We start from the raw sequence: 21,653 nt of genomic DNA, 5'->3' as shown, positions 1-21,653 counted from the left end.
GACGTGAAAATTTAAGACCCAACCTACCGTATCTCTTGTTTTTATATAAGTGTCGATCCTTTAATAAAGGGGAGACAATAAATCTTCTCAACGCCCCCCTAATTCCAGGGCTGTTTCATTCTCACCAAAAACGAGGTTTTTGTAGGGGTAGTGCCCCCGTGCCTACCCCCGCCACCAACCATCGAATGGGGGTTTCAGCCCAAAAGGGCCGGCACGGGGGCACGGCCCCTACCAAGAATGAAACCGCCCTGCCCCTAATTCCCCTAAATGAATTAGGGGAAAATAGACTCGACTACAAGCGACATTTATTAGGGATTTTTGTCTTAAGTCTTCACGGCTTAGCCGGGCCGTCTTCCTACCATATCTCTCTACTTACCTCAACTAAAAATCGCTATATTTCAAGAGCGATTTACCTTTTACTTTTGAGTTGTTATTTGTGCCTTTTTCCCGGAAGTGCGATCGCCCAAATCACCCCCGACGGCACTTTGGGCCCGGAAAGTTCGCGCACAGTTCCCGATACTATCAACAACTTACCCTCAGATATAATCACTGGCGGTGCAACTCGTGGCGTTAACCTCTTTCACAGCTTGCGCGAATTTAACATCCGTGAAGGGCGGGGAGCTTATTTTGAAAATCCCAGCGGAATTACCAACATATTCACCCGCGTTACGGGCCCAAACTCCTCAAATATTTTAGGAACTCTGGGAGTTTTAGGCAACGGCAACTTATTTTTAATTAACCCAAAAGGGATTGTCTTCGGGCCGAATGCGCGGTTAGATTTGCGCGGTTCGTTTATCGGTTCAACGGCTGACAGTATTGTGTTTAATAACGGCTTTGAATTCAGCAGCACCAACCCGCAAACATCCCCGCTGTTAACCGTTAATATTCCCGTTGGTTTAAGATTTAGAGACAATCCCGGTGCAATTGTCAACCAATCGACGGCTTTAGGAAAGGTAAACCTGCCAGCATCTGCTGTGCCAATTCCGATTAGCGATCGAGTTGGTTTAGCAGTAGAACCAGGTCAAACTTTAGCACTGATTGGCGGCGACATCGAATTGCAAGGCGGCAATTTAACGGCCAGCGGCGGACAAATTTTACTCGGTAGCGTCGCTAGTCCCGGTTTAGTTAATTTTGCACTGACTTCTCCTGTTACTCCGCAGGGTAATTTAACTGTTAATTATGACAATATTCAGAACTTCGGCAATATTCAAATATCTGATGGAACACTTATTAACACCAGCGGAATTGGGGGCGGCAGAGTAGAGTTAAAAGGTGGAAATGTCGCCATCAGCGGTGCGCGAATTTATGCGCTGACACTCTCGAATATTGACGGTAGAGGTATCGATATCAACGCCCAAAATTTGCGAGTGCAAAACGGAACGCAATTTTCTACCCTGACTCTCGGAGATGGTGCAGGAGGTAATATCAACTTGCGCGTGGCAGATTCAGTAGAAATGAGCGGGCTGGGAGTTGATGGCTATCAACAAGTTGTAATTAAGTATCTGGTATCGGGAACCGCAGACCCCTTCGATCAGCTAATTATGCTGTTTAATGCTAGTGCTGGTGTTGGTTCGGGGGGCGATATTACGATCGACACCAACCGCCTACTCCTCAACAATGGGGTAGTAGGTAGCGGGATAACTTTTGGTGCTGGAAGGGGAGGAAACTTAATCATTCGCGCCAATACTTTTGAGATGGTGGGTTCTGGAATCAACAACGGGACAGCGAAAGAAAGTACCGGTGCCGGAGGAAGTATTACTATTGATGTCAATCGATTAATTATGCGCGACGGTTCTCTTCTGGGTACCACAAGCTACAGCAGCGGCCCGTCGGGGAATATCAACATTAAAGCTGCTGAATCGGTAGAATTGTCTAACACCGGCCCGAGAACTGTTGTGTCAACTGGAATCAGCACGCTGAGTATCGGTTCTAACGGAAGGGCGGGGAATATTAACGTTGATACGAAGCGCTTGACTCTTTCTGGAGGTTCTGCTTTTACTTTAGGAACGGGTGTTTTAGTGGGCAGGTTTTTGTTTTCTCAGGAGGGCGGGCCTGCGGGAAATTTAACTGTTAGGGCTAGTGAATCAGTAGAAATTTCTGGTATTTCCCAAGTTTTGACCAGCGGAATTCAGAATGCTAGCGCGCTGACTTCTGGAACTTTGAGTTCGAGTCGGGGCGGGGATATTCGGATTGATACGCCAAGCCTGACTGTGCGGGATGGGGGGATAGTTTCTACGAGTTCTTTGGGCTCTGGAGATGTGGGGAATATTACTGTTAATGCCGATCGCATTTCAGTCAGTGGCAGCGGAAATAATGGTCTGTTTGTCAGTACAATTGATGCTTCGGTGGGCAAGACATTCGGTACTAATCCCAATGCTACGGCAAATGCGGGTTCGTTGAATCTGAATGCCGATCGACTAATTGTCAGAGATGGAGCTACAGTGACGGTGCAGGCTACGGGAACCGGACGCGCTGGTAATATCAATGTTGTCGCAAATTCGATCGCTCTTGACAACAAAGCGAGGATTGACGGCACGACTGTATCCGGTACTGGGGCAAATATTAACCTGCAAGCGCGAGACATCCAGTTGCGCCGCAACAGCCAAATTACCACCGATGCAGGCAGTTCTGACGGCGGCAATATCAACATCAACAGCGACATTCTTGTCGCCCTCCCGCAAGAAAACAGCGACATTACAGCCAACGCCCGCACAGCAGGTGGCGGCCGCGTGAATATCAATGTCCCCAATGTGTTTGGTTTTACAGCAACGAGTCGCGAACAAGTCAGAAGCAGGTTGGGGCTCAGTGACGGCGAATTTGCAGCGTTGCAAGTAAGTCCTACTTCTCTAATTCCTAGCAGCGACATCGCCGCGATTTCCCAAAGTGGCGGCGCGGCTTTGCAAGGGGCGGTAACATTTAGTTCTGTTGGAGTGAATCCCGTTCAAGGTTTAGTGGAACTGCCGCAAAATGTGGTCAATCCGGCTGCGTTAATTGCTGCACATCCCTGCATCCAGGGGGCCGAGAACGAGTTTACTGTGACGGGGCGGGGGGGATTGCCACCGAGTCCTAATGAAGTTCTCAGCAGCGCAGGAGAACCGTTTCCGTGGGTGGAACCAGCGGTAGGTGGAAGTCAGCAAGTAGAAGGTCAAAGAACATCCATAGAAGTTCGGCCAACAGAAATTATTCCCGCTCAAGGTTGGGTAATGGACGATCGAGGACAAGTAACGCTGCTAGCCTATAATTTAAGTAATGGTGCATCTCTTCGCAATCCGAAATCAACAGGTGTTTGCGTACCTCAATAGGTAATCTTCAGCTTTTAGCTAACCCCTTGCTATTTTCCTAAAAGTAAATTAACCAGACTTAAAAGATGCCCGGTCAATCTTCCGCCCTATTTGTTGTATTTTTACTGTTGTGTCCTTTCCCTGTGAGCGCTCAAATCATCCCCGATAATAGCTTGGGTGCAGAAAGTTCGCGCACAGTTCCCGACACGATTAATAACTTACCATCGGACAGAATAGAAGGCGGCGCAACTCGCGGCGTTAACCTCTTTCACAGCTTGCGTGAATTCAACATCCCTGAAGGGCGGGGAGCATATTTTGCCAATCCTAACGGGATTGCGAATATTTTTACCCGCGTTACGGGTGGCAACCCTTCTAATATTTTAGGAACTCTGGGAGTTTTGGGAAATAGTAACCTGTTTTTAATTAACCCTAAAGGGATTGTCTTTGGCCCCAATGCTCGGTTAGATTTGCGCGGCTCATTTATTGGATCAACTGGTAGCGGCGTTCTCTTTGATAATGGCTTTGAATTTAGTGCAGCTAATTCTAATGCAGTGCCATTGTTAGCGATTAATATTCCTGTGGGTTTAAGATTTAGAGAAAATCCCGGTGCAATTGTTAACTCTTCGCAAGCAATCGGCCCCACACCAACCTTACCGCCATTGCCCGTAGAAATTCCTGTTTCTAACAAACTTGGTTTAGCAGTAGACCCCGGTCAAACTTTAGCATTAATTGGCGGTGACATTCAACTACAAGGAGGAAATTTAACAGCTTATACCGGACAAATATTGCTGGGAAGTGTCCAAAGTCCAGGTTTAGTACAATTTGAACCAACAGCTTTAGGTCTGAATTTAAACTACGGAAATATTCAGAACTTTGGCAATATCGAAATCAACGGTGCATTGATAAATACCAGCGGATTAGGAGGTGGAAAAATTGACATCCGAGGTTCAAACGTCACCGTTAGTAGTTCGGGAATTTATAGCCTAACACTGGGAAATATTGATGGTAGAGGCATTGACATCAATGCTCAAAATTTGGGAGTAGATAGAGGGTCACAAATTTTCACCCCGACAGTGGGAGATGGGAAGGGGAGCGATATCAACCTCCACGCTACTGACTCATTACAAATGAGTGGGCTGGGAATTCAGGGCTATCAGAAGCTTTACAACCAATATTTGACTTCAGGAACAGTCAACCCTTTTGACCCGCAAATTGTTATGAACTCTGGTACCGTTGGCAGGGGAGCCGCCGGAGACATTAACATTCACACTGGACGGCTACTGCTGCGCGATGGAGTGGTTGGCGGTACCGCCACCCTGGGTGCAGGAAATGGCGGAAATCTGAATATCCGCGCCAACACGGTGGAGTTTGTCAGTTCCTTGTTAAACAACGAAACAACAAAGGTAAGTACCGGTCAAGGCGGAAACATCAATGTTGAAGCACAGCGGTTAATCATGCGCGATGGTAGCTATCTCCTCAGCCTCAGCCGTAGTAATAGAGCATCAGGGAATATCGTCATTAAAACGAATGAATCTGTAGAATTGTCGGGAGGAATCCCTGGAACTACAACGCAAACTATAATTGGCACTACCACTGCCAATGGGAATGGGAAAGCCGGAGATATTACGATTGAAACTAAACGATTGACTGTTTCTAATGGAGCCGGAATTGCTTTATCCACGGGTGCGAATATTGGCGAATCCGTGCGCTCTACGAGTGGAGGCCCAGGAGGAAATTTAACTGTGAGAGCTTCAGAGTCAATAGAAGCGATTGGCGTTTCTGGAGTTTTGGGCACTGCGGGTTTCGCACCTAGTGGTTTTTCCACTCAAACTTTTAGCTCTGCTCCAGGTGGAGATATCCACCTCTCGACACCAAAACTGACTTTGCGGGATGGGGGAATAATTACGGCTGCTTCTTTGGGTGCAGCAGATGCGGGAAATATTACAATTGATGCCGAACGCTTAGAAGTACAAGGACTTGGGAATAACGGTCGCTTCAGGAGTAGAATTGAAGCTTCGGCTGGCAGTACATCTATCTTTGTCAATCCTAATGCTACGGCGAATGCCGGTTCGTTAAATTTGAATGTTAATCAATTGATTATCAGAGATGGGGCAACGGTGAATGTTCAGGCTTTGGGAACGGGAATGGCTGGAAATATTAATGTTATAGCTAACTCAATTGCCTTGGATAATAAAGCTAGTATTGACGGTACAACTGACTCTGGCGGGGGTGGAAATATTAATATCAGGGCGCAAGATGTACAGTTGCGGCGCGGTAGCAGAATTACAACGGATGCAGGTATTTCTGACGGTGGAAATATCAAAATCAATAGCGATATTTTGGTAGCTATACCAAGAGAAAATAGCGATATTACAGCTAACGCTCGCACAGCTAGAGGTGGTCAAGTTACGGTCAATGTACCAAATATTTTTGGCTTTACAAGCCTTAACCGCGAACAAGCCAGGAGTAGTTTAGGACTGACTGATGCTGAATTTGCGGCCTTACAAGTAAATCCTACTTCTCTAATTCCTAGCAGCGATATCGCCGCGATTTCCCAAAGTGGTGCGGCTTTGCAAGGGGCGGTAACATTTAGTTCTGTTGGAGTGAATCCCGCTCAAGGTTTAGTGGAACTGCCACAAAATGTGGTCAATCCGGCTGCGTTAATTGTGGCAAATCCCTGCATCCGAGGGGCCGAGAGCGCATTTACCGTCACTGGGAAAGGAGGAGTGCCATCCAGTCCTAATGATGCCCTCAGCAGCGCAGGAGAACCGTTTCCGTGGGTGGAGCCAGCGGTAGGTGGAACTCAGCAAGTAGAAGGCGAAAGAACATCCCTAGAAATTCAGCAAAAAGAAATTATTCCCGCTCAAGGTTGGGTAATAGATGAGCAAGGAAAAGTAACGCTGGTAGCGTATAATTTAAGTAATGGTGCATCTATTCGCAGTCCGAAACCGACGGGTGTGTGCGTACCTCAATAGGTAATGTTCAGTTTTTAGCTAACCCTTCGGTATTTTCCTAATACTAAATTAACCGGACTTAAAAGATGCCCCGCCAATCTTGCGCCCTATTTTTTGCATTCTTACTGCTGTGTCCTTTCCCTGCGATCGCCCAAATCATCCCCGATAATACCCTGGGTGCAGAAAGTTCGCGCACAGTTCCCGATACTATCAACAACTTACCCTCAGATAGAATCACTGGCGGTGCAACTCGCGGAGTAAATTTATTTCACAGTTTACAACAATTTAACGTGGGTGAAGGCCGAGGAGCATATTTTGCCAATCCTAACGGGATTGCGAATATTTTTACCCGCGTTACGGGTGGAAACCCTTCTAATATTTTAGGTGTGTTGGGAGTGCAAGGGAATGCCAACTTATTCTTACTCAATTCCAAAGGAATTGTCTTCGGCCCCAATGCGCGGTTAGATTTGCGCGGTTCATTTTTAGCAAGTTCAGCAGATAGCGTAGTTTTCGATAATGGCTATCAATTCAGCAGCAGCAATCCCCAATCAATCCCGCTGTTAAATGTCAATATACCTATCGGTTTAAACTTTCGAGAAAATCCGGGAAAAATCATTAACTCTTCAGCAGCACCAGCCTTGAGTTTACCAGAGTTACCTCCAGGGTTCCCGCCGATTTTTAATAACATTGGCTTAGCAGTTGATCCCGGACAAACTCTCGCCCTAGTGGGAGGAGATATTGAATTAAATCAGGGAACACTCACTGCATCAACCGGACAAATTTTGCTGGGTAGCGTCGCTAGTCCGGGGATGGTTGGATTTGGGGCAACGCCATTGGGATTAAGTTTAAACTATGACAAGATTTCCAACTTTGGTAATATTGAAATAACCAACGGCTCAGCGCTCAACACCAGTGGACTCGGTGGTGGCAAAGTAGATATTAGAGGTGGAAATGTCAGCCTTAACGGTGGGCGAATTTATGCACTGACTTTGGGAAATATCGATGGTAGGGGTATCGACATTAACGCTCAAAATTTTCGGGCCGAAGGTGGATCGCAAATCTCCACGCTGGCATTAGAAAATGGTGTAGCGGGCGCTGTCAATATCCGCGCTACCGACTCAGTAGAACTGAGTGGAATTGGAGTTGAGAGCTTTCAAAACTTTCTTAGTAAGTTTACAATATCTGGCTCGATAAATCCTTTTGACCCGCAAATTATTTTGGTAACTAGCACCAACGGCACAGGAAACGCCGGAAACATCACGATCGATACAGGACGACTGCTGATAGACAATGGAAGCGTATTGGGTAGCGCCACGTTAGGTGCTGGCAACGCCGGAAATATGACCTTCCGTGCCAGGGTTTTCGATATGGCCGGTTCTGGGATCAACAGCGGCACAATTGCGGGGAGTACGGGTAAGGGAGGAAGTTTCACCTTTGAGGGAGAACGTTTAAGAGTGCGCGATGGCGCTGGTATCGTCAGCATTACTCGCAGTGAAGAAGCAGCGGGGAATATCAATATTCAAGCTTCCGAATCAGTAGAAATTTTGCGAACTCCCGACGGCAATCCTACCCCAACCTTTATCGGCGCAACCGCAATCAGCACTAATGGGAGAGCCGGGGACATTAATATCGACACGAAGCGGTTGATTATCTCTGAAGGAGGCGGAATTAGTTTATCTAGCGGATCTGTTGTTGGCAACCAACCGTTGAATACAACTGCGGGGCGAGGAGGTAATTTAACAATTAGAAGCTCTGAGTCAGTAACAGTCGAGGGTATTTCTGGAGTGTTGGCAAATGGGAGTCGGACTGCTAGTTTCATCTCCGCTGATGCCTACTCTGCCAGTCCCGGAGGGAGCATGAACATTTCTACACCTGTAATGACTCTACGGGATGGGGGAATTATTTCTACGGCATCTTTAGGCGCAGGAGATGCGGGCAGCATTACGATTAATGGGGGTCGTGTAAACGTGATAGGTAATGGGGGTTCAGGTGAATTTAACAGTCAAATTCAGATTTCCGTTGGGATTGCATCTGGTGTAATCAATCCCAATGCTACGGCGAATGCAGGTTCGTTAAATCTAAATGTCGGGCAATTGATTCTTCGCAATGGGGGAACACTCAATCTGCAAGCCTTGGGATCGGGACGGGCTGGTAACATTAACGTGGAAGCAGACTCAATTTCCCTTGACAACCAAAGCACCATTGACGGTAGAACTGAATCCGGTGCAGGAGCAAATATTAACCTTGAAGCACGGGATGTCCAGTTACGCCGAGGCAGCAGAATTACAACTGATGCAGGTAGTTCTGGCGGCGGTAATATCAACATTAAAAGCGATATTCTGGTGGCTTTACCCAAGGAAAATAGCGATATTACTGCTAATGCGCGATCGGCCCAAGGTGGTCGCGTTAATATTAATGTCCCCAATGTTTTTGGGTTTACCTCAGTCACTCGTGAACAGGTTCGAGGTAATTTGGGATTAACAGATGCTCAATTTGCAGCGTTGCAAGTAAGTCCTACATCTTTAATTCCTACCAGCGATATTGCGGCGATTTCCCAAAGTAGCGGCCCGGCTTTGCAAGGTAGTGTAACATTTAGTTCTTCTGGGGTGAACCCCGCTCAAGGTTTAGTGGAACTGCCGCAAAATGTGGTGAATCCGGCTGCGTTAATTGCTGCAAATCCCTGCATCAGAGGGGCCGAGAGCGAGTTTACAGCTACAGGGAAAGGAGGAGTGCCTCCAAGTCCTAATGATACCCTCAGCAGCCCTGTATCGCCGTTGCCTTGGGTAGAAGAGGCAGGAAGTTCGGCAACGAATGTAGAGGGTTTAATCGATGTAACCGATCGAGGGAAGAAGGAAGAAGGGGAAACCCCGGAGCGGGAAGTTGTTCCGGCGCAAGGTTGGGTGGTGAATGCGAAAGGAGAAGTTATGCTTGTTGGATATAATCCGGGTAATGCTGCTGACTCTCGCAATCCTCGACCGAGTTCTGGTTGTGTGCCGCGTTGAAATTAGGTTTTTTTTACCGCAGATGTAGGCGGATTAACGCGGATTAACGCAGATGAAGAATAAGATGTATTTTGGTTAGTTAGTAGGTGTGTCTGCAGTTGTAATTTTATTTTCTAAATATGAAGTTTACCCGATCGCTCCGGCAAGTAATTCTGTTATTTGTGATTTCCTGTCTGCTAGCAGTTGCGATTCCTCCTGGAATTGCTCAGGTTAATCCACCACAAACGGTGCAGCTTGTTCGACAAGCTCGAACTCTGTACCAAGAGGAACGTTTTTCGGAAGCTGTACCTTTGTTGCAGCAAGCGGCGGCGCAGTTTGAGGCAAAAGGCGAAAATCTCGATCGCGCCACCGCTTTGAGCAATTTAGCTGCAACCTATGGGCAGTTGGGGCTTTGGGAAGAAGCAGAAAAAGCTGTAAATTCGAGTTTGTCGGCAGTGCGAACACAAGCCAAAACTCCCGAACAGCAGCGGATTTTGGCTGAAACTCTCAACATTCAAGGACAGTTGCAACTTGAACGCGGGCAGACTCAAGATGCGATCGAGATTTGGACGCAAGCTGCTAAAATTTTCGAGCAAATTGATAGAAAGAACCAACTTTTTCAAGTTCAAATTAATCAAAGTCGGGCTTGGGAAATTCTCGGACTTTACCCCAGAGCTTGCAAAATGCTATTAGCTTCTTTCAAGTTGGAAAACCAAACTTGCGAAGTTTCGGCAGCGGGTTTGGAAACTTTGAAAAATCAGCCAGTTTCTCTCGAACAAGTCCGGGCAACTCATGCTTTAGGGCGGGTACTGCGGGTTTTGGGACAACTGGAACGATCGCAGGATGTGCTTTCGGCGGGCATCGAAGCAGCCCAAAAATTAGGTAGCCGATCAGAGGAGGCTGCAATTTATCTCAATCTGGGCAATACGGTACGGGCTAAAAGCAATAAACCGGGTTTGACACCAGAACAGCGGGCGGATTGGGAACGCTTTGCCCTAGAGTATTATGCTCGATCGATCCAGGCGATGCCGGATCGATCGCCCCTACAAATTCAGGCAAAGTTAAACCAATTGAGTTTGTTACTCGATCGCAAAGATTGGTCTGAAGCAGAGGCTTTGTGGCGTTCTCTCGAACCTCAAACCGCTCAATTTGGGTCGAACCGCGCCGGACTTTACGCTCAAATTAATCTAGCTCAAAGCTTGATGAAATTAGCTCAGTCGCCTGCGAAAACTTTGAGTTTAAGCGAGATTGACACCATGCTCGATCGCTCTGTCGAACGAGCAAACAGTTTGGGCGATAAACGCATACAAGCTTATATTCTGGCAGCGAAAGGCAAACTATCGGAAATCCAACAGCAGTATCAGAAAGCGGAAAATCTCACAACTGAGGCTTTGAGTTTAGCACCGGCGTTTCAATCTCCCGATATTGCTTACCAATTGTTTTGGCAACTGGGACGGATTCGGAAAGCTCAGGGAAATACAGAAGGGGCGATCGCTCAATATACTCAAGCTGTGAATGTACTGTCTTCTCTGCGGGGCGATTTGGTAACAGTCAATCCCGAAGTGCAATTTTCGTTTCGGGAAAGTGCCGAACCGGTTTATCGGGAATTAGTCGGGATGCTTTTGCAAGAGGAATCTCCCAGTCAAACTAAATTGAAACTAGCGCGCCAAACGGTGGAATCTTTGCAGTTGGCAGAATTGGACAACTTTTTCCGGGATGCTTGTGCTGATGCTAAACCAAAGTCGATCGAGGAAATCGATCCGACAGCGGCGGTGATTTATCCGATTATTTTGAGCGATCGTTTGGAGGTAATTTTGTCAATTCCCGGCAAACCCCTGCGCCGCTACGCTACGAAGAAGTCTCAAGCTGAGTTGGAAACTGCCTTCAGACAAGCCAAAAATACCATCAGGCCTGCTGCTTTCCCCCGCGACAGGAGGCAACCCGTCGAACAGGTTTACGACTGGTTAATCCGCCCTGCAGAGGCGGATTTGACAGCCGCCGGGATTAAAACCCTGGTATTTGTGCTCGACGGTTACTTGCGGAATCTGCCGATGGCGGTGCTGCACGACGGTGAAAAGTTTTTGGTAGAAAAATACAGTATTGCTTTGGCGCCGGGACTGCAACTGCTGGCACCGAAACCGCTGAGCAAAGTCAAGTTAAAAGTGCTCACCGCTGGCCTCTCGGAAGCGCGTCAAGGCTTCTCGGCTTTGCCGGGGGTGAAGGAGGAAGTTCAGCAAATTGCAGCCGAGATGCCGGCGAGTTCGCTGCTGAATGAAGATTTTGTCAGCGGGCGATTGCAGGATCGAATTAAAGCGGTATCTTACCCGATCGTCCATTTGGCAACTCACGGTCAGTTTAGCTCAAATGCAGCGGATACTTTTATTGTGACTTGGGATCAGAAAGTGAATGTTAAGGAGTTCGATCGACTGCTGCGAGCCCGCACTGGGGAGAAACAACAGCCGATCGAACTTTTGGTTTTGAGTGCTTGCGAAACTGCTTCGGGCGATAACCGGGCGGCTTTGGGTTTGGCGGGGGCGGCAATTCGATCGGGTGCGCGCAGCACCGCCGCCACCCTTTGGCAAGTCAACGACGAATCTACAGCTATCTTTATGACTGAGTTTTACAAGCAACTGGCTTCTTCTAAAACCAGCAAAGCTGAAGCCCTCCGCAACGCTCAATTAACGCTGCTCAAAAACCCACAGTATCAGAATCCGTATTTCTGGGCACCTTTCGTGCTGGTGGGGAATTGGCAATGATTTAAGATCGGGCATGGGGCATTGGGCATTGGGCATTGGGCATGGGGCATGGGGCATGGGGCATGGGGCATGGGGCATGGGGCATTGGGCATGGGGCATGGGGCATGGGGCATGGGGCATCGGGCATTGGGCATGGGGCATGGGGCATTGGGCATTGGGCATTGGGCATGGGGCATGGGGCATGGGGCATTGGGCATGGGGCATGGGGCATTGGGCATGGGGCTGGCAGTCAACTGACAACAGTCAACAGTCAACTGACAACTGACAACTGTCAACAGTCAACTGACAACTGACAACTGTCATTTGCAGTTGGTTTTTTGTTAAAGTTTGTAAACTGTTAAGAGTGCTTTTTGCATCTAATATTTTTTCGAGGAGTCCCATGAAGCAACTTTTGATTGCTGAGCGCTTTTGCCTAATTGCCCACGTCTTGTCAATGGCTTTTGGATTGGCAGGGTTGCTGCTGATTTTACCCCGCCCCGAATTGGTGATGAGTTTGCCACCAGCAGGGCAAACGCTATTCCAGTGGGGGATGGCTGGGGGTGGAGTAGTTTATATCATCTTTGGTGCAGCAGCAGTTGCTCTCTATTCCTTGCGGACGTTGGGTTGGGGTGCAACTCTGGGTTTTTTACTGCCTTCTGTGTTTTTGTCCTTGAGTAGCGAGTTGTTGGGAACGAGTACGGGTTTTCCCTTCGGCCACTACCACTATTTGAGCGGTTTGGGCTACAAAATTGCAGGGCTGGTTCCGTTTACAATTCCCCTCTCGTGGTTTTATCTGGGACTGGTTTCCTATGTAATTGCTCGCGCTGGAGTAGCTGGCGGTAAAGGTGAACTCAATTGGGTGCGCCAAATAGGGGCGATCGCCCTTGGTGCTTTGCTGCTAACTGCTTGGGATTTTGTACTAGATCCGGCGATGAGTCAAACTTCTGTGCCTTTTTGGGAGTTTGAGGAACTTGGGGCTTTCTTTGGGATGCCTTACCGCAATTTGGCTGGCTGGATGGGTACGGGGGCGCTATTTATGTCCTCCGCAGCTTTCTTGTGGAGAAAAACACCGATTAAATTAGAGCGATCGGAATTGGGTTTGCCCTTAATTGTTTATTTGGTAAACTTTGCTTTCGGAGCAATTATCACTGTAGTTTCCTTGGATTCTCGGTTCTGGTTCCCGACATCGCTAGCGGTGCTTCTGGGTGTAGTTCCGGCGATCGCGTTAAGCTGGATCGCTAAACCCGCAACAGGTGACGTAACCGAAACAATGCCGTCTTTGGAGACATCTGTTCTCACGGCCCAAATTCCACCTCAGCCGGTGGGCGTTTTGCGTAAGTGAGTTGCTAGTGAGCAACCCCGGCTGATTTAGCAAAAATTTACACTAAATTTTGAGCTAGTTTAAAAACCCGGTTTCTACAAGAAACCGGGTTTTTCAGCTATACAGTATTTCTTCTGTTTTCCAAATCTGTGTAACGGGCAACAAATTGTTAATCAAGTTGCTGCCGATTGTGATAGAAAATTACCTCACGGATAGAGCAAAATTGATGAAATTGCAATTAAGGCCCAAAATAGTAACTTTTATCCTTAACCCACTCGGGTCGAGGCAAGCCAAATTTAGTTTCCAAAACCATTTCAGCCGTGTTCAGTGCCCCTTCAACCCAGCCCTGATTTTCAGAATAGCAATCGCCACAAAGAAAAACATTATATCCAGCTACAGGCTGGCGGATGCGCGGCGCAACTTCCCAACTGCGGACGTGAGGATTCCAAAAATACCAGGCTCCGCCAAACGGGTCTTCCATCCAATCGTGGTAAATTGCTGCGTAGGGGTCAGGGATTTCACAATTGTGCATCTCTTTAAGTTGCCGCTGGATCTCCATCACCATATCGTGAGGTGCTAACAGACTTTGTTTCAGTTGACCTCCGTGACGGCCCATATAGGGCGGATTGTGCAGTCCGAAGCGATCGGGTTGCAAATAACCATCCCAGAATGAGGCAGCGCGGTCATCATTATAGCTAGCCATCATTAGCGACATTCCTTTGTTTTGCCCTTCTGTCTCAGTACCGACGTAATAGCACTGTCGCAGCGGCAAGTCAGTGTCAGAACGACCCTTCTCAATCTTCGGAGAAAGTTCTTGCCACCAAGGTCGATCGTAACTGAGAAAAAGTTTACTAGAGGCCTGAGCGGTGACAGTTGCCAGATCCTTCTTAAACTGTGGGTTGAGGAAGATGAAGCTATCAGGATCGAGTAGTTCGAGCGATCGCTGCGGCATTGCCAAAACCACATAACGCGCATATTGAACGCTGCGAATCGGGTTGTCGGGTGCGCCGACAGTCATGGCAATTAGTTGTTCTCCGTTATATTCCTCCACCTGTAACTTGTACAGCTTTTTGTTAGTTATCACTTCACCGCCCATCTTGATAAATTCAATCGCAAGGGTTTCGGGGATCTGCTGGTAGCCTTTATTTAACTTAAAATATTTATCGTCAGCATAGTTCCGCAAAAACTCTAGAAATGCGCCGTAGGAACTCCAGTTTCCGTATATCGAGAAATAGCCACTGGCAGCAATCACGAGATTGTAAGCTTCTATACTCAACTTACTAGCTAGCAAGTTCCAAAAACCAGTTTCATAGAGTGGCTGGTTGTACAGTGGCTCATCCTTAACCCTAGCGTTACGGAGAAACATGATTAGGTCTGTACCGGACAAACCCTTAGCTTCTGGGACGAGATTGTAAACTGCATTGGTCACTAAATCGATTGGATAGGTGCCTTTCTCTTCATCCGTGAGGAAATACGGTACTTTTTGGGGATTAGGGTAATCATCAAAGCTGAATCGCTGCCGTCGCAGATATTGAATATTGTTAGCAAAGTTGAATGAGCTGACCTCTAGGTTCAGTTCATTTGTACACAAACCATAAACATTTTGCTGAGACTGGAGAAAGCGCATTCCGCCCATTTCAGCCGGAATATTGGGTAATCCAGGCATATTAATTGACCAGAGCCGACCCCCAATGCGATCGCTTAGCTCAAAGAGCCTGACATCTATCTGTTCCCTCCCGCTTAGCTCCAAAAGGCGTTTAAGTACAGGACTTTCATTAGGATTAGCCTTCATCAGACGATAAGCAGTATAAGCACCAGAGACACCGCCGCCGATGATGGCGATGTCCGTTAATGGGAATGGTGGGGACTGAGGGTTTGTGATTTTTATATTCATCTGAAATCCTTGAGATATAGGGTAAAATAATCTCAATCTAGGGTAACAGAATATCAGCGGGAGTGCTATTTTCTCTTCCACAATCTACTAAAAAGTTTATAAATAAATTATTATTTGACGCAACCAACAGTTTTTTTGTGCTACCTTGGTTAGTCAGATGAAAGGGTTGCCAAAAATTCAATTTTAAAATTCACGACTTACGCGCTTACTAGGATTTTCTGTAGTTTTGAGCGTAACGAAGCGTTTCCCTTACCCTTGCTACATCGTTACAAGGCCTAAGTCCTAAAATTGACATACAGCCTCTAAAATATTGCACAAATTGAAAAATCAACAGCAATAATATGTCCTTAACATCTTTGAAACGTTCAGTCTCTAAACTTTCAGACAAAGTTCCCCTCCGCATCGTTCTCGTCGTACCCTTTGTTCTCCAAATATTTGGGACAGTAGGGTTAGTAGGGTGGCTATCATTTCGGAATGGGCAACAAGCTGTCAATGAGGTTGCTTCACATTTGCAGTCAGAAATTAGTTCTCGCATTCAAGAACGTTTAGATCGCTATATGGCAACTCCTCATTTGCTCAACGAGCTCAATTCCAAAGCAATTTATTTAGGTAACTTGAACTTGCAAAAACCGAGTAGCCGCGAACGCTACTTCTGGAATATTATCCAATCATTTGATTCAGCAACTCATACCTATATTGGGACTACAAAAGGAGAACTTTTTGGCTCAAAACGGGTGGCAGATGGCTCAATACAGATCGGTCTGGCTGACGCATCGACGAACAATAGCCTCAATTACTATTCTGCTAATAGTCAGGGCGATCGCATTGGCGAATTCAAAACATCTACTCCTAGTTTTGATGCGCGAGTTCGACCTTGGTACAAAGCTGCTATAGGCGCTGGTAAACCTGTATGGAGTAAAATTTATACTGATTTTGTCAGCAAATCTCTTTTGATTACAGGCGTTCAACCTATCTCCGACAAATCAGGAAAAATGGTGGGAGTTCTCGCTGTCAACATTACCCTCACTGAAGTCAATAAATTTCTCAACAGTTTAAAAATTGGCAAGTCGGGGCAAACTTTTATTATAGAGCCGACAGGAGAACTTGTTAGTACATCTACTCTCGATCCCGTTTTACTTGTCAAAGGAAAGGAGACAGAGCGTGTCAATGCTGCATCAAGCCAAAATCCCTTAATTAAAGCAACAGCAAATCAGTTAAAAAAACACTTTGGCAATCTTACTGAAATTAACAGCGTTCACCAATTAGACTTTAAGCTCGACGGTAAGCGGCAATTCATTCAAGTACAGCCGTTTCAAGACATTCGCGGTTTAGACTGGTTAATTGTAGTAGTAATTCCCGAAGCTGATTTTATGGAGCAAATCAACACCAATACCCACACAACTATACTGCTGTGTATAGCAGCATTAATCGTAGCAACGGGTGTCGGCATTCTGACTGCAAAATCCGTAATTCAGCCACTTTTACGTTTAAATAGAGCAGCCAAAGAAATCGCTCAAGGCAAATTAGAACAGACAGTCCAAATAGAACGATCCGATGAACTAGGAGAGTTAGCTACATCATTTAACAGCATGGCACAGCAACTACAAGAATCCTTTGCTGCTTTAGAATCTAAAAATGCTGATTTGCAACGGCTCGATAATCTCAAAAATGAATTTTTAGCTAATACTTCTCACGAACTTCGCACTCCCCTAAATGGCATGATTGGAATTGCGGAATCGATGATTGATGGCGCTACTGGCGAAACCACAGAAATTCAGCGCAAAAACTTGTTAATGATTGCTTTAAGCGGACACCGATTATCCAATTTAGTGAATGACATTCTCGATTTTTCAAAGCTCCGGCATAAAAATATCGAGCTACAATTAAAGCCAGTAGGGATGCGAGAAATAGCAGAGATAGTTATTATGTTTAGCAACTCTCTAATCGGCGGTAAAAATTTGCAATTAATTAATAAAATTTCTTCCGACTTACCCCCCGCTGAGGCCGATGAAAATCGCCTCGAGCAAATTATGCACAACCTAGTCAGTAATGCAATTAAGTTCACTTCTGAAGGTCAGGTAGAAATATCAGCCGAATTAGTAACAGAACACAATTTAATTTCTGAGTCAGATAATGTGATGCACTCATATTTAGCTGTTACTATTTCCGACACAGGAATAGGAATATCTGAAGATAAATTTGACCGCATTTTTGAATCATTTGAGCAAGGCGACGGTTCCACAGCACGGGAATACGGCGGTACAGGTTTAGGTTTAGCCGTTACCAAAAAGCTAGTCGAATTACACGGCGGCGAAATCAAGGTAGAATCAACAATAGGTGTGGGTTCAAAGTTCACCTTTACGATCCCTGTTTCTGAAGGGGAAGTTGAGCAAAGGCGAGATGTTTTTCCCGTTGCTAGTTTCCAGTTAGCTGCTGATGGACTATTTGACAAAGAGCTTCAATCTTCAACAGTAAACGGTCAAGAAAAAGCATCTCAAATAAAAATTCTGATCGTAGATGACGAACCAGTTAATCTTCAGGTACTTGTCAACTACCTTTCCCTAACAAATTATACAATAACCCAAGCTAATAACGGGTTAGAAGCCTTAGAAATGATTGAAAACAATTTCATTCCAGACCTAATATTGCTAGATGTGATGATGCCAAAAATGACGGGTTATGAAGTCACAAAAAAAATTCGCGAGCGTTACACTCTGACTGAAATTCCCATCGTGCTATTAACTGCCAAAAATCAAGTCAGAGACTTAGTGGAAGGATTGAGTGTCGGTGCTAACGATTATCTTAGTAAACCAGTTGCTAAAGATGAATTGTTAGCCAGAATCCAAACTCATATTAACCTGTCCCGTCTGCGCGCAGAAAACATCCGCATCAGCGCAGAATTAGATATTACGCGCCGACTACAACAGATGAACTTACCCAAAGAATCAGAACTACAAGCGATTGAAGGTTTAGAAATTGCAGGATTTATGGAACCAGCAGAGCAAGTAGGCGGGGATTATTACGATGTACTAAACTGCAACGGAAAAGTTAAAATTGGCATCGGTGATGTAACTGGACACGGATTAGAAAGCGGCGTATTAATGATGATGGTGCAAACCGCAGTGCGGACTTTAATGACAAATAATGAAACCGATACTGTAAAATTCTTAGATACAATCAACCGCACAATCTATGATAGTTTGGAGCGGATGAAGTGTAATAAAAATATGACTCTTTGTTTGCTAGACTATAGCGAACGCACCCTGACTTTGAGCGGTCAACACGAAGAAATGATTGTGGTAAGAAATAATGGCGAAGTAGAGTTAATTGATACGATGGATTTAGGATTTCCGATTGGACTGGACGCCGATATTGCAGATTTCGTATCATCAACTAGCGTCGAGTTGAATTTAGATGATGTTGTTGTACTATACACTGACGGGATTACTGAAGCTTTTGATATCAATAAAGTAGAATACGGTTTAAAGCGGCTTGTAGAAATAGTTAAACAAAACCGCCAGCATTCAACTATTGAAATCAAGGAAACTGTGATTGCGGACGTGAAGCGCCACATCGGGGAGCAAAAGGTGTATGATGACATCACTTTAGTTGTCCTCAAACAAAAGTCTTGAAATTACTATCAAAATCAGTAGGACAGCGCCACCTAAAATCATAGTCCCTGATGACGCTCCGATCGGCTTCCAAATAGTCCACAGTTGCCTGCTATGATATTCAGCACGCAGTCTGTTAAGTTAGTGTGTGTTTTTAGCTAAGCCTAAAGAGTGCCTTTTTTTCTGTATTTTAGGTTTCAGATTCCACTCACTTTTTTTCTGACTGCGCTCAGTCCACATTCAAAAGCTGTCCGCAGTATTGTAAATCTAAAATCTAAAATCCAAAATCTAAAATCGATATGATCGCCCCTCACCTGTTCTCCCAACCGCTGACAAGTATCATCCCTGTCGCACTCTTGCTACTGCAATTGCCCGCCGCAGCCATTCTTATGTCGCGTTTGATTAAAGGCCCATCGCGTATCCCGCCCCTGGAACCGGATTCGCCGACGCTAGATTTGTTAGGTGCTTGTACTGCGGTAGTACCGACTTTAAACGAAGCCGATCGAATTTCGCCTTGTTTGGAAGGATTAAGCCGCCAAAGTTACGAACTCCGAGAAGCGATTGTGGTTGACAGCTATTCGGTAGACGGAACCGGAGATTTAGTCAAAGCTGCTGCACAAAAAGACCCCCGGTTTCGCTTAATTAACGACGATCCGCTGCCGGCGGGTTGGGTAGGGCGTCCGTGGGCGCTGAATGCGGGTTTTTTGGCAAGTTCCGAGAAGTGCGAGTGGATTTTGGGGATAGATGCGGATACTGTGCCACATCCGGGTTTGATTGCGAGTTTGCTGAAGACGGCGGCGGCTGGAAATTACGATTTGATTTCGCTGTCGCCGCAGTTTATCCTCAAGTATCCGGGGGAGTTGTGGCTGCAACCTGCTTTGTTAATGACTTTGGTTTATCGGTTCGGGCCGACGGGGACTGGGGGGGATGTGCCGGAACGGGTGATGGCGAACGGTCAGTGTTTCTTGTGTAAGCGCGAGGTTTTGGTGGCTTTGGGGGGCTATGAGGTCGCGAGGGGTTCGTTTTGCGATGATGTGACTTTGGCTCGCTATGCGGCTGCTAAGGGCTTTAAGGTGGGCTTTTTGGATGGGGCTAAGGTGTTGAAGGTGCGGATGTATGAGGGGGCGATCGAGACTTGGAATGAATGGGGTCGATCGCTGGATTTGAAAGATGCTGCTTCTGGCGCTCAAATTTGGGGCGATTTGTGGCTGTTGCTGGCGGTTCAAGGTTTGCCGGTGCCGATTGTGTTGTGCTATTTGCTGTTTGGTTCGCTGCCGGCGGTTGGTGTATTTCCGCACTTTTGGCTGTTGGGATTGAATGTATTTTTGGTTGCGGTGCGATCGGCTTTGTGTTTTGCGATCGCTCCTTCTTACGATACAACTGGGGCATCGGGTAAATGGCTGTTTTGGCTGTCACCTTTGGCCGATCCGCTGGCGTTTTTGCGAATTCTAATTTCTGCGTTGAATCAGCCTACTCAGTGGCGCGGCAGAAATTATGAATAATCGTTAAATTTTTGCTAGACATTAATTAAGGGCGATCGTCTGTAGGGAAACGGCAATGCCGTTTCCGGCGGGGTTCTGCGAATGAAAGATAATTTACAGCAGATTCCAGGTTTATGAAATACACCCCGCGATCCGGCGAATGCGGTAGGGACAAAGGCTTTCGCCGTGTCCCTTGTATGTTAAGAGTAGTCTGGTGGAAGACCATGAAAAAGTCTATCTGCTTCGGTCAGGTGAAGCTGGCGTGTCCCTGAGACCTTAATAGACTTCTTGCAAAAAAAATATGTGTTATACTTAAAAGTTTGCTCAAGTTTAGGTCAAACTTTGAATTATTGGGTTGATTGGCATCTCCTTAAACTTGCCCAGCCTGCTAGATTATAAAATTGGCTAAACTTTCCATAATAGCACAAAATTATTTTGCAAGAGGTCTAATATTTCTGAGGCGATCGCACTTATGCAGTTTGGGTCAACTGGTACAGGTTTATAAGAGGCGATCGCAATATTCAAAACGGCTAATTAATTCCTTAGCGTAAGTTTCTGTTCGATTGCTCACTTCACCCCTTGCTGCTGTTTTGCGTGTTCCACTTCAAGGTGAGTGATGAATTTTTCAAGTTGTGGTTTGTTGAGTTGGTCACGGGAAATGAGAAAGTCCGACAGGCAATTAATTGCCTGTCGGACTTTCTCAAAAAACCCGGTTTCTTCGCTACTTTTTCCGATTGGGATTGACAGCTCATCCTGCGATTATGCAGCGCCAATCCTTGAGATTATCGTTATATAAAGAAATTGGTAGCGGGAATAGAGCCAGCAGGAGGTAACGTCCCAGTAGTTGTTAATTTGATCACTAAATCGTTACCCGCATGAAAACCAGCAGTAGCATCATTAATCACAAGGTAAGTACCCGCAATCGAGGCATTTGTAGCCACAACTAAAGCAGCGCTATTAATTGCTAGAGCTTGGTTTCCGGCTAATGCTCCATTAGCGTCGATCAACACTTGATCTACCAGAAGTTGTAAAGTGGTGGCAGTGCTATTATCGGCAGCACGGCTAAAGCTACTAGGGGCATTCATCACGGCTCCAGCTTGGGTCAACAAGTCGATTTTATCAGTGCCGATCGCAAAGTCGCTAACGCGATCGCTGGCGGATACAGAGGATTGTCCAAACTGGAAGAGGAAAGTATCTGCACCCGTACTACCCGTTAGAATATCTTGAGCGCCCCCCCCGTTGAGCGTATTATTAGCGGTGTTGCCCAAAATAGTGTTGGCTAGAGTATTTCCAGTGCCGTTAATCAGTGCGGTGCCTATTAAAGTCAGGTTTTCAACTTCGGCAGGTAAGGTGTAGGTGAGGGTTGAGCGCACCTCGTCGGTTCCTCGACCTGCA

The 21,653-nt window shown here is 46.3% G+C and carries 10 protein-coding genes; 8 read left to right on the top strand and 2 right to left on the bottom strand.

Annotation, left to right across the window (positions count from 1 at the left end):
* The first annotated feature begins 158 nt into the window (after positions 1–158).
* The 6 genes from QUB04_RS09580 (at position 159) to cruF (ending at position 13,293) form a co-directional block, all read left to right on the top strand.
* Entirely contained in the window at positions 159–3,302 is a 3,144-nt protein-coding gene (locus QUB04_RS09580; RefSeq protein WP_333283655.1) for an S-layer family protein, read from the top strand.
* 65 nt (positions 3,303–3,367) lie between these two features.
* Positions 3,368–6,256 (top strand): two-partner secretion domain-containing protein, encoded by a 2,889-nt coding sequence (locus QUB04_RS09575; RefSeq protein WP_333283653.1) that lies wholly within the window; start codon positions 3,368–3,370, stop codon positions 6,254–6,256.
* Between the two features lie 65 nt (positions 6,257–6,321).
* The gene (locus tag QUB04_RS09570) at positions 6,322–9,237 is read left to right on the top strand and encodes a two-partner secretion domain-containing protein (protein WP_333283650.1); all 2,916 of its coding nucleotides are present in this window, start codon (positions 6,322–6,324) and stop codon (positions 9,235–9,237) included.
* A gap of 119 nt (positions 9,238–9,356) precedes the next feature.
* Positions 9,357–11,972: a CHAT domain-containing protein gene (locus tag QUB04_RS09565; RefSeq protein WP_333283648.1), complete on the top strand. Its 2,616-nt coding sequence runs from the start codon at positions 9,357–9,359 to the stop codon at positions 11,970–11,972.
* 13 nt (positions 11,973–11,985) lie between these two features.
* Entirely contained in the window at positions 11,986–12,237 is a 252-nt protein-coding gene (locus QUB04_RS09560; protein ID WP_333283646.1) for a hypothetical protein, read from the top strand.
* A gap of 114 nt (positions 12,238–12,351) precedes the next feature.
* Positions 12,352–13,293 carry a gamma-carotene 1'-hydroxylase CruF gene (gene cruF, locus QUB04_RS09555; protein WP_333283644.1) on the top strand — a complete coding sequence of 314 codons (942 nt, stop codon included), beginning with the start codon at positions 12,352–12,354 and terminating at the stop codon, positions 13,291–13,293.
* A 217-nt stretch (positions 13,294–13,510) separates the two neighbouring features.
* Here cruF and QUB04_RS09550 read toward each other — a convergent pair whose 3' ends face one another.
* Positions 13,511–15,166 (bottom strand): FAD-dependent oxidoreductase, encoded by a 1,656-nt coding sequence (locus QUB04_RS09550; RefSeq protein WP_333283642.1) that lies wholly within the window; start codon positions 15,164–15,166, stop codon positions 13,511–13,513.
* A gap of 341 nt (positions 15,167–15,507) precedes the next feature.
* On the opposite strand from QUB04_RS09550, the gene QUB04_RS09545 reads away from it, so the two are divergent.
* Positions 15,508–18,798, top strand: a complete 3,291-nt coding sequence (locus QUB04_RS09545; protein ID WP_333283639.1) for a SpoIIE family protein phosphatase — start codon at positions 15,508–15,510, stop codon at positions 18,796–18,798.
* Positions 18,799–19,076: 278 nt separating this feature from the next.
* On the top strand, positions 19,077–20,279 hold the full coding sequence (gene cruG, locus QUB04_RS09540) for a 2'-O-glycosyltransferase CruG (protein WP_333283637.1): 1,203 nt from the start codon (positions 19,077–19,079) through the stop codon (positions 20,277–20,279).
* Positions 20,280–21,046: 767 nt separating this feature from the next.
* Here the strand turns inward: cruG and QUB04_RS09535 are convergent.
* The coding region (locus tag QUB04_RS09535; protein ID WP_333283635.1) for a bluetail domain-containing putative surface protein at positions 21,047–21,653 on the bottom strand (607 nt) is incomplete at its 5' end.

This window comes from Microcoleus sp. D2_18a_B4, assembly GCF_036702475.1.
Classification (GTDB): Bacteria; Cyanobacteriota; Cyanobacteriia; order Cyanobacteriales; family Microcoleaceae; genus Microcoleus.
This window is presented reverse-complemented; position numbering and strand designations above follow the sequence as displayed.

Bases quoted from the DNA above. Each gene is read 5' to 3' on its own strand.
- QUB04_RS09575 (WP_333283653.1), top strand. From the start codon at position 3,368: ATGCCCGGTCAATCTTCCGCCCTATTTGTTGTATTTTTACTGTTGTGT.
- QUB04_RS09570 (WP_333283650.1), top strand. From the start codon at position 6,322: ATGCCCCGCCAATCTTGCGCCCTATTTTTTGCATTCTTACTGCTGTGT.
- QUB04_RS09565 (WP_333283648.1), top strand. From the start codon at position 9,357: ATGAAGTTTACCCGATCGCTCCGGCAAGTAATTCTGTTATTTGTGATT.
- QUB04_RS09560 (WP_333283646.1), top strand. From the start codon at position 11,986: ATGGGGCATTGGGCATTGGGCATTGGGCATGGGGCATGGGGCATGGGG.
- cruF (WP_333283644.1), top strand. From the start codon at position 12,352: ATGAAGCAACTTTTGATTGCTGAGCGCTTTTGCCTAATTGCCCACGTC.
- QUB04_RS09550 (WP_333283642.1), bottom strand. From the start codon at position 15,166: ATGAATATAAAAATCACAAACCCTCAGTCCCCACCATTCCCATTAACG.
- QUB04_RS09545 (WP_333283639.1), top strand. From the start codon at position 15,508: ATGTCCTTAACATCTTTGAAACGTTCAGTCTCTAAACTTTCAGACAAA.
- cruG (WP_333283637.1), top strand. From the start codon at position 19,077: ATGATCGCCCCTCACCTGTTCTCCCAACCGCTGACAAGTATCATCCCT.